At 65.1% G+C, this 13,773-nt stretch carries 13 protein-coding genes; 6 read left to right on the plus strand and 7 right to left on the minus strand.

Going from position 1 to position 13,773, the window contains the following annotated elements; genetic code table 11:
* Nucleotides 1-162: 162 nt before the first annotated feature.
* The 5 genes from LO50_RS13790 to LO50_RS13810 form a co-directional block, all read right to left on the minus strand.
* Nucleotides 163-894, minus strand: coding sequence for a substrate-binding periplasmic protein (locus tag LO50_RS13790; protein WP_014821887.1), 732 nt, complete (start codon nt 892-894; stop codon nt 163-165).
* 15 nt (nt 895-909) lie between these two features.
* On the minus strand, nt 910-2,250 hold the full coding sequence (locus LO50_RS13795) for a GGDEF domain-containing protein (RefSeq protein WP_044315362.1): 1,341 nt from the start codon (nt 2,248-2,250) through the stop codon (nt 910-912).
* Nucleotides 2,247-3,014: a substrate-binding periplasmic protein gene (locus LO50_RS13800; protein ID WP_044315363.1), complete on the minus strand. Its 768-nt coding sequence runs from the start codon at nt 3,012-3,014 to the stop codon at nt 2,247-2,249. The genes LO50_RS13795 and LO50_RS13800 overlap by 4 nt, the downstream gene beginning before the upstream one ends.
* Nucleotides 3,015-3,282: 268 nt before the next feature.
* Nucleotides 3,283-3,639, minus strand: a complete 357-nt coding sequence (locus LO50_RS13805) for a hypothetical protein (protein ID WP_152623980.1) — start codon at nt 3,637-3,639, stop codon at nt 3,283-3,285.
* Nucleotides 3,640-3,717: 78 nt separating this feature from the next.
* Nucleotides 3,718-4,686, minus strand: a complete 969-nt coding sequence (locus tag LO50_RS13810) for a helix-turn-helix transcriptional regulator (RefSeq protein WP_044315371.1) — start codon at nt 4,684-4,686, stop codon at nt 3,718-3,720.
* A 172-nt stretch (nt 4,687-4,858) separates the two neighbouring features.
* On the opposite strand from LO50_RS13810, the gene LO50_RS13815 reads away from it, so the two are divergent.
* The 6 genes from LO50_RS13815 (at nt 4,859) to LO50_RS13840 (ending at nt 12,164) form a co-directional block, all read left to right on the plus strand.
* Nucleotides 4,859-6,997 (plus strand): TonB-dependent siderophore receptor, encoded by a 2,139-nt coding sequence (locus LO50_RS13815; protein ID WP_044315364.1) that lies wholly within the window; start codon nt 4,859-4,861, stop codon nt 6,995-6,997.
* Nucleotides 6,998-7,051: 54 nt separating this feature from the next.
* Nucleotides 7,052-7,369, plus strand: coding sequence for a DUF2218 domain-containing protein (locus LO50_RS13820; RefSeq protein ID WP_044315365.1), 318 nt, complete (start codon nt 7,052-7,054; stop codon nt 7,367-7,369).
* Entirely contained in the window at nt 7,366-8,310 is a 945-nt protein-coding gene (locus LO50_RS13825) for an alpha/beta hydrolase (protein WP_044315366.1), read from the plus strand. The genes LO50_RS13820 and LO50_RS13825 overlap by 4 nt, the downstream gene beginning before the upstream one ends.
* Nucleotides 8,311-8,414: 104 nt before the next feature.
* Nucleotides 8,415-8,861, plus strand: coding sequence for a DUF2147 domain-containing protein (locus LO50_RS13830; RefSeq protein ID WP_023444494.1), 447 nt, complete (start codon nt 8,415-8,417; stop codon nt 8,859-8,861).
* 79 nt (nt 8,862-8,940) lie between these two features.
* On the plus strand, nt 8,941-10,155 hold the full coding sequence (locus tag LO50_RS13835) for a serine hydrolase domain-containing protein (RefSeq protein WP_236690590.1): 1,215 nt from the start codon (nt 8,941-8,943) through the stop codon (nt 10,153-10,155).
* Between the two features lie 68 nt (nt 10,156-10,223).
* Nucleotides 10,224-12,164, plus strand: coding sequence for a methyl-accepting chemotaxis protein (locus LO50_RS13840; RefSeq protein ID WP_044315367.1), 1,941 nt, complete (start codon nt 10,224-10,226; stop codon nt 12,162-12,164).
* An 11-nt stretch (nt 12,165-12,175) separates the two neighbouring features.
* Here LO50_RS13840 and LO50_RS13845 read toward each other — a convergent pair whose 3' ends face one another.
* Together LO50_RS13845 and LO50_RS13850 are read right to left on the minus strand one after the other, a co-directional pair.
* A complete protein-coding gene (locus LO50_RS13845; protein ID WP_044315368.1) occupies nt 12,176-12,901 on the minus strand; it encodes a response regulator in 726 nt (241 codons plus the stop codon).
* Nucleotides 12,898-13,773 (minus strand): ATP-binding protein (locus LO50_RS13850; RefSeq protein WP_044315369.1); only part of this gene is annotated, 876 nt, incomplete at its 5' end. The genes LO50_RS13850 and LO50_RS13845, both read right to left, overlap by 4 nt.

Here is a 13,773-nt window from a genome sequence, read left to right on the forward strand (position 1 = left end):
CCCGGCGAGTCAGCTGGGCGCTGCTGGGAGGAAAAACGGGGGGGGGCGAATCAATGGCTCTGCATACGCGGAAAACACCGTTACTGCGACGGAACCAAGGTTCGCCCAACCCCCTCTCGGCCGCCTGGAACGGTTACCGCCAGACCGCGTCACCAAGTCAGCTCACGGCTGCCCCGCCATGATCCGCGCCACCTCGCCTTCGGCCTGCAGGTGCTCGAAGGCGGCCTGGGTGCGCAGCACGGTGTCGTCGTCGGTCTGGCGGCTGTAGGCCATGTAGAGCTGCGTCGAGGTGTGCGGGCTGAAGACCTTCTCGACCGTGGCCGGGTCGACGCCGGCCTCGGCGCACAGTGCGAGCATGTCGTGCTCGGGCATCGGCACCAGGTCGACCTGGCCGTTGACCAGGCGCTTGAAGTTGTCGCTGTTGTGCGCACTCACCACGATCTTGCTGAAGCCGTTGGCCTGCAGGTACTGGTGCCGGACGTCGTCGCGCATGACGCCGATCCGGTAGGCCTTGGCCGCCTCCAGGTCCGGCACCCGGATATCGTCCCGCTCGCTGAGTTTGTAGAAGTGGTAGTCGATGCGCATGATCTCGCCGACCCAACGGAACAGCGCTTCGCGTTCGGAGGTGCGTGCGATCAGGTAGATCAGTACGCCGGGCTCGCGCAGCGCCATGTCATACGCCCGCGCCCACGGGTAGAGACTGACCTGGTAGTCGTTGAGGCCGGCGCGCTGCAGGGTGGCCTCGACGACCCGGCTCGCCGTGCCGGCTACCTTGCCGTTCTCCAGGTAGCTGTAGGCGGTGTCTTCGGTCACCACGCGCAGCGGACCGGCGTTGGCCGTGGTGGTGCCGAGCAACGCAAGGAAGAAAGCGGTCCAGGCAAACGGATGCATCATGCAGTCCTCATGCGATCAGGCGGAAATGCAGTTGCGCCCGTGGGTCTTGGCCCGGTAGAGGGCCTCGTCCGCGCGGTGCAACAGTTGGTCGAATTGGTCCATGGTGTCCGGATCGAGCACGGCCAGGCCGATGCTGAAGGTCACGTAGGGTGAAACTGCGGAAGCCTCGTGGGGCAACTCGCGCTCAGCCAGGCGTTGCTGCAGGCGCACCGCCGCCCGCCGCGCGGCCTCGGCATCGACGCCGGGCAGCAGCACGACGAATTCCTCGCCGCCAAGCCGCGCGACCACCTCGCCGGCGCGGGCGAACACGGACTGCAACGTGTCGGCGACCATTCGCAGGCACTGGTCGCCCTGGGCGTGACCGTAGTGGTCGTTGTAGCGCTTGAAGAAATCCACGTCGCACATCAGCACCGCCAACGGCTGGTCCTGACGCAGCGCACGGCGGAATTCGACTTCCTTGATCTCGTCGAACTGGCGCCGGTTGGCCAGTCCGGTAAGCGGATCGCTGCGCGACAGCTCTTCCAGTTGCACATTGGCGGCGCGCAGTTCGGCAGTGCGCTCTTCAACCAGCTCGGCAAGGCGGTCCCGGTGTGCGGCCAGGGCCAGCTCATCCTGGTGCTGGCGCTCGAGATAGGCCGAGAGTTTCGCCTGCAGGCTGTTGACGCCGCCTTCCAGCAGGCTCAGCTCGTCGTGCCGCTTCGGCGAACGATCAAGGCGCAGGCTGCGATCGAGATTGTCCGGCGTCAGCCGCGTCAGGTGACGGGCAATGCGCCGCACATGCAGGGTGACCGTGCGGTTGAACATCCACATGATCAGCCCGGCCAGCAACAGCGACTGGATGACCTGGGTGATGACGATGTCGTAGACCTCGGCAAGCATGCGCTCCCAGAGCAGTTCTTCATTGCCTTCGAGCACCAGCTCGCCCACCGTCTCACTGGCGCCGGCGTAGGGTTCGTAGCTCAACTGATGCTGCAGGCGCGGCGCGCGGTGCTCGGCCGGCTGCTCACCCCGTTGCCGCTGAACCAGTTCCGGCTCGCGGCCGGCGCGGATGATCCGCAGCTCGACGCGGCCGATGGGCGCGGCCTGCACCACGCTGTCGAGCTGCGAATGCAGGGAATCACTGTCCATTCCCCAGATCGCCTTGGACAGGGTGCTGCGGAACACCTGATCGATCAGCGCCAACTCGGCGTTCATCTCCGCCAGGTTGTTCTGCCAGGCGGTCCAGGTCCGCAGCCCGACGGTGGCGAGGGTGAACAGCAGGCAGAAACCGAGTGTGGCCAGCACCAGCCGGCGGCCGAGCGAACCCACCGGCCGCGGCACCGGCTCGCTGATCGTGCTGGTTGAGTCGTCGTTCATTTCAGCCATTTCGCGACAATCGCGTCGTAGCGCCCATCGGCCCGCACGCGAGCCAGCGCCTGGCGGAAGCGCTCGACGACCTCATCCGGCGTGTCGCGACTGAACGCCATGCACAGGCCATCCGCACCGCCAAGGTCGTCCAGGCCCAGCTGCGGCACCGCCGCCTCGTTCGGATCGCCACTGGCCTGGCGCACCAGGTAATGGGCATTGAGTTCGTTGGATATCCACAGATCCACCCGCCCCGCCTTGAGCTTCTGGTAGTTGTGCTCGTACTTGTTGCTCGACTGCAGGTTGCGGCCGACGGCGAAGCCCTTGTCGATCAGATACTGCTCGCCGACATCCGCCTTGACCGTGGCTATCTGGTATTGCCGGGCATCGTCCAGGGTTTTCAGGCCGAACTCGGTGCCGGGCAGCGAGAACAGGAACCAGCGGGTCGGCGCGATCACCCCGACCCACTTGAACAAGGGCTCGCGCTGCGGCGTGCGGGCGATGGAATAGATCAGCACGTTCTCGTTGTTCAAGGCGATGTCATAGGCACGGGCCCAGGGCATGGAACGGATGCGCACGTCCTCGCCGGCCTCCTCCAGTACCGCCTTCACCACCTCGGTGCCCATGCCGGTCAGCTCGCCATCGACGGTCATGTTGTAGGGCGGCAGCTCTTCGGTGACCGCGGTGATTGCATGGGCATAGGTGAGCGCGCTATAGGCCCCAGACACCAGCAGGACAAGGGCGACGCTCAGATCGCGGAGCCAGGACGAACGCATGCAGTGTCCTCGGAGGGATCAATGAACCCCAGGCCGGCATCGGGGGCAGGCCACTAGAATCAATCAGATACCCCCTTTCTCGGCGCCAGCCCATCACACTTGAGCAGATGGGCGTGCCCGTCCACAGCTCTCCGACGTATGGCGAGCCCGGTGGGGGCGGGAATGTGGGGGAAGAGGCGCCGCTCACATGGAGTAGATCGCCGGGCCAGCTTGTTCAACCGTCAGCCGGGCTATATCACGCGTTACGCGGCACGCCCGCGGTTCCCGCTCAGGGCCGCTGTCGCTTGTGCTCGAACGCCTCTACGCAGGCAGGCAAGTCATAGAAGCGAGGCGCACCGCCGGCCCGGTTGCCGTTTTCACCGGCGGTCTTGCGCCGACATTCGGTCTCGGCGCGACTGTTGCGGGTCGTTCTCATGCAGTCCTGAAACGCCGCTTCGCGCAGCGGCGCCAGCTTCGCCTCCCGGGCCGACTCGCAACGCTGGTCGAGCTCGGCCTGGCGCCTGTCGAACGCCTCCCTGTCCTTCTGGAAACCGGCCTGCGCCTGTGTCGCCAACACAGCCAGCAGCACCGTAGCCAACAATCCCTGTTTCATCGAATCGCTCCTTTGAATACCGGTGGCGAGCATGGCGCGGCGGTGGCGGCTTAACAAGCAGCCGCGAGATGCGGTCGCGAGCAAAAGTCTTACGGCACACCCTCCGAGCATTCAAACCCGCGCCCGCACCTGCCGCGGGCTGATGCCGAACTGGCGTTTGAACGCCGTGGCGAAGTTGGCCGGACTGTTGTAGCCGGCGCGCCAGGCGGCCTCGTTGACGCTGGCACCTTCACGCTCCAATGCCTCCCGCGCCAGTTGCAGCCGGCGGGCACGCTGGTACTCGAACACGGTCATGCCCTTGAACAGGCGAAACTGCCGCTGCAGCGTGGTGGCATTGACGCCCACCTCCCGGGCGATACGCTCCAGCGTCCAGTCGTCGGCCTCACCGCTGTCGAGGAGCGCGAGGAGGCGTTGCAGACGGCGGTACTCCTGCGGGCGCAGGCCCTGTTCCGCCGACGCCGAGCCATCACCCAGGCTGATCAGTGCCTCGCAGGCGATGTCCAGTGCGCGGCTTTCCAGGTACAGGCCCTGAAGCAGCGGGTCATAGCCGGGCGGGTTGAGCATCTGCTCGGCCAGGGTCAGCAGCCGCGCCGAGGGCTTCCAGATGCGCGGCGTCAGGTGGCTGTCCATGAAGCGGCGGATCGCGGCATCGCTCGAGGCCACACCCTCCCCGCGCCCTTCGAACCAGTCCGGCGTCAGGCTCACCACCAGCTTGCGGATATGACTGCCGCGGCGCGCCTGGCGGCGGAACAGCACGGGCTCGTTCATCGAAACCGCCACGCCCTCGGGGGCTCGCTGCGACGCCGACTGACCGAGTGTCAGCGACAGATCGCCATAGCTGACCCGGCTCTGGCCCTGCAGAAAGAGCACGAACGATACCCGCGGACCAACCACATTTTCGGTGACGAAATCCTGCAGCTCTTCGCAATCGGACCAGTGCAGCGACAGGCCATCCCGCAGCTGCGCCCACTTCACCCGGCCGTAGAGCAGACGGTCGTCATCCTCGTTGGGCAGGCGCAGCCCCGGCCTGCTCATGGCCGGCAACTCATCGCCACGAATGATGTGATCAGCTTGATTCATGCGGCGCTGCGCCTCGAACTGACGGGATTGCAAAGCAAATGTTCGGCCCCGCAAAGGTTCGCGGAGCGGCTGGGTGGCAGACTACGCGCCGACATCTTTTGATGCAAATCATTATCATTAAGTAGCGCGAACGTTTGCCAACACGTCGCCGCCGCTGCGACAGGAGCCGCCCATGGACAGAATTCTCCGCACCTCAAGCCTCAGGCCATTGCTGCTCGCCGGCCTGCTCGCCCCGTTTCCGTTGAGCGCCCTGGCGCAGAGTGTCGCCGCCCAGGCCGAACCGGTGCAGCTGGAGAGCATCACCGTAGAAGGCAATCGCCTGTACGACATGCCGTCTTCGGAGCAAAGCGGCGGCTACACCGTGCCGGCCGCCACCGTCGGCACCAAGACACCAGCCGAACTGCGCGACATTCCGCAGTCGATCAGCGTGTACACCAGCGATTACATCCGCGACCGCCAGTTCGTGAACCTGGATGACCTGGCCAAGTACTCAACCGGCCTGCGCACCCTGAGCAACGACAGCGGGCGCTCGTCGATCTATGCACGCGGCTACGAGTACGACGAATTCAACATCGATGGCCTACCCGCCCCGATGGCCAGCATCAACGGTACGCTGCCGTCGCTGTCGCCGTTCGATCGGGTCGAGGTCATGCGCGGGCCGTCCGGGCTGTTCAACAGCACCAGCGAGATGGGCGGCATCGTCAACATGGTGCGCAAGCGCCCGACCCGCGAATTCCAGGGCAGCCTGACCGGGCGCTACGGCAGCTGGGACACCAATTACCTGGAAGCCGACCTGTCCGGCCCGCTCGACGAGCAGGGGCGCGTGCGCGGCCGTACGGTCATCTCCCGCGCCGACACCAACGGCGAAGTCGACTACAACGCCAACACCAGCGAGAGCTTCTACGGCGCGCTGGACATCGACCTGTCCGACGCCACCGTCATGTCTTTCGGGCTGATCCACCAGACCAAGGACATCCTTCCGCACAACGGCTACCCGGCCGCCATCGACGGCAGCCTGGAAGACTTCAGCCGCTCGACCTACCTGGGCGCTGACTGGGGTGATTTCGACAGTCGCGGCACCGACGTCGTCGCCGAGCTGACCCATCGCTTCGACAATGGCGGCTACGGTCGCGTGGCGGTGCGCGGCTCCAGGCGCGCGACCGATTACCTCTATGCCTTCACCGCGCGCAACGTCAACAGCGGCGCGACCAGCCTGGCCTACACCGCCCGCGATCTGGAGCAGGACACCCTCGCCGTCGATGCCAACTACAGCCAGCCGTTCGAGCTGCTCGGGCAGGTCAGCGAGTTCGTCATCGGCAGCGATTTCAAACGCTACGAGACCGAGTACGCGGACGCCCGCGGCAATCTCGGCGCCATCGACGTCGCCAGCTACCAGCCGGGCGACACCAGCAAGCCTGACGTCACCTTCGGTACGCCGACCGAAACCGATGAGCGCGAAGCCGGCCTCTACGCCAAGCTGACCTTCCGCCCGATCCAGCGCCTGGCGCTGATCGGCGGCGCGCGGGTCAGCAGCTTCGAAGGCGAGAACAGCAGCGCCACGCAGGATGTGCGCGAGTCCGGCTATATCACGCCCTACGGCGGCCTGGTGTTCGATCTGGATGACCAGCACTCCCTCTACGCCAGCTACTCGCAGGTATTCAAGCCGCAGAGCGAGGCCGGTGCCGACGGTCGCATCATCGACCCGCGCGAAGGCGAGCAGTACGAGGTGGGCATCAAGGGCAGCTATTTCGGCGGCGACCTGAACGCGCGTATCACCGCCTTCCAGCTCACCGACGAGAACCGCGCGGCCGGCGCCATCGATGACAGCGGCGCGCCGATCAGCGGCGTCTACGAGGCCACCGGCAAGACCCGCATCCGCGGTGGCGAACTGGAAATCAGCGGCTACCTGACCCCCGACTGGGAAGTGCTGGCCGGCTACACCTACATGAAGACCGAGAACTTGGCCGGTGACGACAACGCGCTCTTCGCGCTGATGCCCCAGCACCAGGCCTCGCTGTGGACCAAGTACACCCTGCCCGGCGGTGCCCTGCGCGGCCTGGGGATCGGTGGTGGCGTGACCGCGATGAGCGACTACTACATCGAACGCGCCGGCAGCCCGCGCCTCAGCGCACCGGGTTATGCAGTGGTGGATGCCAAGCTGTCCTACCCGATCACCGACAAGCTGACCGGCACCTTCGACGTGAACAACCTGCTCGACCGCAAATACGTTTCGCGGGTTGGCAGCGTCGGCACCTTCAACTTCTACGGCCCGTCGCGCAGCTTCACGGTGGGCGCCCGTTACGAGTTCTGATCCACCTGGCCGCCTGCGCCCGTAGGCGTCGGCGGCTGACTTCCGGAGATCACCATGCCCCAGTTTCACGCCCAGGTGGCGACACCCCGCGCGTCACGCAACATGATGCGGCTGTGCAAACACTTCGCGCACAAGGCCGAAGTTCAGCTGGACGAAAGTCAGGCGCAGGTCGAATTCGCCTTCGGCCAGTGCCGGATGTTCGCCGATCACGAGCGACTGCTGATCGACTGCCAGGCCGCGGCCGGCGAGGCGGAAAAGCGCCTGCGCTTCGTCATCGACGACCACCTCCATCGCTTCTCGGGCGAGGAAGCACTGAAGGTGAACTGGTTGGACGGGCCGCTACCGCCAGGCCACAGGCAGGTCGAGCCATGAAAGGCGCCCTGCTCGCCCTGCTGGCCGGCCTGGGGCTTGCCGCCGTACAGGCACACGCCGGGGAAGAAGCCGGCTGGCAGCCAGTTCAGCTGCCGCACAGCAGCCAGCGTGACCTGCATTCGCAACGCACTGGCAAGGACTACCGCATCTTCGTCTCGGAGCCGCGACACGCGCCACCGCCGGGTGGCTATCCGGTGCTCTATGTGCTGGATGGCAACGCCCTGTTTCCGGGGCTGGCGATCCAGGCCCAGGCCCTGGAGGATCGGCCCGACCCTAATCTTCGCGATTCGGTACTGGTGGTTGGCATCGGCTACCCCGGCGAGGCCCTGTACGACTTCAAGGCGCGTGCCGAGGATTACACGCCCAAAGCCGACGATCGCCGGCGCCTGCCGGGCCGCGAACCGTCGGGCGGTGCCGATGACTTTCTGGCCTTTATCGAGCACGAACTCAAACCCCTGATCGCCAAGCGCTACCCGGTAGACGCGCGACGGCAGACGCTGTTCGGCCATTCCTACGGCGGCCTGTTCACCCTCTACACACTGTTCACCAAGCCGCAGGCATTTCAGGGCTATGTGGCCGCCAGTCCGTCGATCTGGTGGTACCAGGGCTATGTCGAACGCACGCTCGAAGCGTTCGAACGGCGTCTCGCAGGCCAGCCCGTCGATGCGCGCCTGCTGGTCACCGCTGGCGGTGCCGAACAGCCGGCGGCGGATGCCGCCATGGACGACCCGCGCCAGCGCCATATGGCCGAGCGGCGCATGGTCGGCAATGCCCGGGATCTGGTCGACCGCCTGCAGCGGCTGTCCAGCCACGGCCTGCACAGCGAATTCCAGCTGTTTCCGGGAGCCAACCACGGCACCAACGCCGCACACAGCTCGGTCGTGGCACTGGCGTTGGCGGCCGAGATCGGGCGCCAGCCATCCCGCGATCAGGACGACTGAGGATGGCGAAAGCGACGAGAACCGACCGGTCAGCCGGCCAGGGCAAGTGCAGGCAAATGCCCGGTGCTAGAGTCGGCGCTGCCTTTTCCATCACTGGAGACACCATGCGTCCTCTTTTCAATGCCCTGCTGCTGGCCCTGCCACTCTCGCTCTCTTCATTGGCCTTTGCCGCCGAATCGCCTGCCGGCCGCTGGCAGACCATCGACGATGAAACCGGCAAGCCCAAGTCCATCGTCGAAATCCAGCAAGCCGCCGACGGCACGCTGAGCGGCGAGGTCGCCGAAATCCTGAAATCGGATCACGGGCCGAATCCGGTCTGCAGCGAATGCGACGGCGAGCGCAAGGATCAGCCCATCACCGGCATGACCATTCTCTGGGACCTCAAGCCGGACGGCGAACAGGCCTGGAGCGACGGCACCATCCTCGACCCGGCCAAGGGCAAGACCTACCGCGCCAAGGCCAGGCTGGTCGAAGGCGGCGACAAGCTGGAGGTTCGCGGCTACATCGGCATCGAGGCGCTGGGCCGTACGCAGACCTGGATTCGCCAGTAACCTCGCTCGGCATCCGAGAGCCGGACCGCCGCTCGGCTCCCGGACTGCACGGTGGCGCCAGGCCAGGGTCGAACCCTGCATGCACTCACTTGCCCTGCGCCTCCTGCACCCATCGAGTCCCCGCCCTCGCTGCGCACTCTGCCTGGCGATGCTCTTTCTTCTCTGCCCCCTGGCAGTCGCCGATACCCGGCTGACCGCCGTGCTCGAGCAGGCCGAGCGCCTCGAGCAGCTGCAAACCCTGATCATCGCCCAGCGTGGCGAGATCCTTGCCGAGCGCGGTTACCACGGCCATCGCACGACCACGCCGAGCAACATCAAATCCGCGTCCAAATCGGTGATTTCCGCACTGGTCGGCATCGCCATCGACAAGGGCGTCATCGAGAGCGTCGAGCAGCCCATTGCGGAGCTTCTGCCAGCCGACCTGCCCGGCAAGCCCGATCCACGTCTGCAGCAGGTGACGGTTGGCAACCTGCTGAGCATGCAGGCCGGGCTCGGATCGACCTCCGGGCGCAACTACGGCGCCTGGGTGGCGAGTCGCAACTGGGTTCGTGCGGCATTGGCTCGGCCGTTCGAGGCCGACCCCGGCACGGCGATGATCTATTCGACGGGCTCCAGCCATCTGCTCTCGGCAATCCTTACGCGCCGCACCGGCAAATCCACATTGCAGCTGGCGCGACAGTGGCTGGCGCCGCTCGACGGCTTCGCCATCAGCGCCTGGACGCGCGACCCGCAGGGCATCTACCTGGGCGGCAACGAGATGGCGATGACGCCACGCTCGCTGTTGGCCTTTGGCGAGCTCTACCGCCGCGCTGGGCTCAGCGCATCCGGCGAGCGATTGCTGTCGCAGGACTGGATAGAAGCGTCCTGGACACCCCGCACCCGCTCGCGCTACACCGGGCACGGCTACGGCTATGGCTGGTTCATCACCGAGCTGGGCGGAGAAGCGGTGCGCTATGGCTGGGGCTATGGCGGGCAGATGATCTACGTGGTGCCGAGCCTCGAGATGACGGTGGTGATGACCTCCAACACCCGACAACCCTCCAGTGGTGCCATGGGGCATCGCGACGCGCTGCACCGGCTGCTCGGCGAGATCATCGGCGCGCTGCGGCTCGCAGAAGCCCCCGGTTCGAATAACTCAACCCTCTCATGGCTGCAGGCCCGAGCTAGGCGAATGCAACGAAGCCTGCCCTGCAAATCGCGTTGCCATTCCGAAATCGTCCTTTGCGACGAACGGAGCGCCTCCGCCCGCATGCCGGCTCAAGTTACTTTCTCGCCAAGCCGACAACTGGGGTAAGCCTCGGCCATGCCATGGTCTTCCAACATCGCTCACCACGCGCGCCCCATTGAAGCAGGTTCGTCACCATGAATATCAAGCAAAAACTGATATGGGCGTTTTTGACCATCGCGTCGGTGCCCGTCATAGCCGTCGCCATCGTCGTCATCCTTAATGTCAGGAGCGATGCACGGCAGCAATTTGTGGATAGCAGTAGCCGCGAAATGCGCCAGGTCGAGAACGCGATGAACCTCTTCTTCGAAGGCATCGAACAAAACGTTGCCTACCTCGCCGCCTTGCCCGAGATTACCGAGGCCCGCGACCTGAAAGATTTCACCACTGCGGACGCGGCCTCAACGCCACTGCCGGAGAGTAATCGCAGGCTGCTCGGGTTGTTCGACCATTTCGCCAAAACCCATCCTGCGACCGCCTACCTGTCGCTCGGTCACACAGATGGCTCCTACGCGGGCTGGCCGGAAGACCCACGCATGAGTAACTACGATCCTCGCGTTCGCCCCTGGTACAAGGAGGCGATGGCCAAGCCCGGACAGATCGTGCAGAGCAGCGTTTACTATTGGGCTCAGGACGATGTGGTGCTGATCAACAGTGGCCACACCGTCACTAATGCTCAAGGCGAGATAGTCGGCGTGTTTGGTCTCGATGTGTCGCTCAATCAACTGACCTATCTGGTCAAGCAGATCAAGTTGGGCGAAAGCGGCTATCTCATGCTGGTGGAGAAAGGCGGCAACGTACTGGCTGACCCCAGCAACCCCAAGCACAACTTCAAGTCACTCTCAGAACTGGGCGGCGCCTACGCCGAGCTAGCCAATGCCAAAGGCTTGCTTGAAGTGGAAATCAACGGCACCACCTATATGGCCAACGTATGGTCGTCAGAGAAGCTCGGCTGGCAGTTCATCGGTCTGATCGAGCGCGACGAGGTCATGTCCCGCGCCAACAGCCTGACCCTTCAGATCGCCATCGTCGCAGCCGTATTGGCGATCGCTTTTGCCATGATAGGCGCCGCCTTCGCAGGCCTGATCGTACGTCCCATTCGCAGCGTGGCCGGTGGTCTGGAAGGAATCGCCCAAGGCGAGGGCGATCTCACGCACAGCCTTGACGTGAGAGGCAAAGACGAAACAGCGGTGCTTGCGCGCTGGTTCAATCAATTCCTGGGCGCGATTCGCAACCTGATACAGCGCATCAGCAACGCATCCACCGATCTGAGCGCCGCCTCCGACAGTGCGACGCGGGTTGCCGCCGACATGCATGATGCCGCTGAGCGTCAGCGCGGAGCGGTCGAATTGGTGTCAACCGCCTTCAACGAAATGGTCGCAACCGCCAATGAAGTAGCTCGATCCTGCAGCGGAGCAGCCACTTCGGCTGACGCAGGGCAGCGGCAGGTTCACGACGGCCAACATCAGATCGACGAGGCTACTGGCAGCGTCTCCCAGCTGAGCGAAAACCTGCTTCACTCAACCCAGTCCATGCAGGAGCTCGAACAGGACAGCCGCAACATCAACACCATTCTCGACACCATTCGCTCAATCGCCGAACAGACAAACCTGCTAGCACTCAACGCTGCCATCGAAGCAGCTCGCGCCGGCGAACAGGGACGGGGCTTCGCCGTGGTGGCGGACGAAGTTCGCGCCTTGGCAAAGCGTACGGCCGACTCAACCGGTGAAATCGACGGCCTTCTTGGCGGTCTCGCCAAGCGCACTCAGGATGTAACCAAGCAGATGCAAAGCAGCTTGGAAATGTCGCAAGCCAGTGTCGCGCGGATACAGAAGGCTCGCGACAGTTTTGAGCATATACGCGGCTCAGTTGACCATATTCGCGACCAGAACGCGCAGATTGCAACAGCAGCGGAAGAACAACATCAGGTTGCCGAGGACATCCACCGGCACATCACGCAGATTCATGAAGATGCCCTGTTGGTAGAGCAACTGGCTGGCTCCGCACAAGCCGATTCAAAGCGCCTGTCAGACATGTCTGGGGAACTGCGCGGTCTGGTTGGACGCTTTCGTACCTGAGAAGCGTAGCGTCAGCCCTGCACCAGCCTTTGCAACGCGGCGCGGTCCAGGCAGCGATAGCGAAACGAGGGCCGGCCGATCTGCCCGTAGTGAAAGGATTCTTCCAGCAGCTGTGCATCGCTCAGATGCTTGAGGTACTTGCGTACCGACACGCGCGACATGCCGGTGGCAGACAGCAGCGTTTCGCTGGTGAAACCGTCCTCGTCCAGCGCCAGGATCGCCTGCGCCACCTGCGCCAGCGATGCCGGTGTCAGCCCCTTGGGCAGGTCGCCGGGGCGGCGCAGGTCGGTGGCGGGCGCCTGGCTGAACAGCCGGTCGATATCGCCCTGGCCGAGCTGATCCGGCAGGCGGGACAGCGCATCGCGGGCACGGCGGCAGGCCTCGACCGCATCGCGGAAGCGCTCGAAACTGAACGGTTTGACCAGGTAATCCCGCGCGCCGAGGCGTTGCGCCGCGCGCACGGTCTCGATCTCCGAAGCGGCGGTGATCAGCACGGCATCGGTGTTGCGGTCCTGCGCGCGCAGATGGCGCAGCACCTCCAGCCCGGAGCGATTGCGCAGGTAGACGTCGAGCAGAAGCAGGTCCACCGCCTCGCGCTCCAGCAACTCGAGCGCGGCCGGCACGCTCTCGCACTGGCCGACCAGCTCGACGCCCTCGAGCCGGGCCAGGTAATCGACGTTCAGGCGCATGACCATCGGGTCGTCCTCGACGATCAGCACGCGCATGACTGCTTTCATGATTCGACGTCTCCCGCGGCGCTCCGATAGGGCAATTCAACCTCGAACAGGCTGCCACGACCGGCCTCGGAATACACCGCCAGGCTGCCGCCCCAGGCCTCGACCTGTTCCTGCACCGCGGCCAGGCCGATGCCACGCCGCTCGCCCTTGGTGGATACGCCGCGCTGGAAGATCTGCTCGCGCACTGCGGCTTCGATTCCGCCACCGCTGTCCTGCACGTGCAGCGAGAGCAGCGCTTCGTCGTAGTCCAGCGTCAGGTTGACCCGTCGCTCGTCCTCGTCGGCCACCGCTTCGAAGGCGTTCTCCAGCAGGTTGCCGAGGATGGTCACCAGGCCATGGATCTGCTCGGGCACGGCGGCCGGCACCGGGTGTTCGACATCCACCTGAAAGAGGATGCCGCGCTCGCGGGCCTCGCTCTGCTTGCCGAGCAGAAAGCCCGCCAGCACCGGTTCACCGATCCCCTCGACCAGTGATGTCGCCGGCGCCAGCTGGTGATCGGCGAGGTCGCGCAGATAGGCGCGCAGGGCATCCAGATCACCCATCTGTGCCAGCCCGAGCAGCACGTGCAGCTTGTTCTTGAATTCGTGGGTCGCCGCCCGCAGCGCTTCGGCATAGCGGCTGACACCGGTCAGCTGCTCGGCCAGGGCGTTGACTTCGCTCTTGTCGCGGAAGGTCGCGATGGCGCCGATCACCCGGCCCTGATGACGGATCGGCGCACGATTGGCGAGGATCGCCCGACCGTTGAGGCTGAACTCACGATCCCGCTGCTCGGTTGCGCTGGCCAGCACCTCGGGCAGGCCACTGTTGGGCAAGTATTCGGCGATCGGCCGGCCCAGCGGTGGTTTGCCGAGGCCGGTGCTGGCCAGCAGGCG

This window comes from Stutzerimonas stutzeri, from assembly GCF_000935215.1.
Classification (GTDB): Bacteria; Pseudomonadota; Gammaproteobacteria; order Pseudomonadales; family Pseudomonadaceae; genus Stutzerimonas.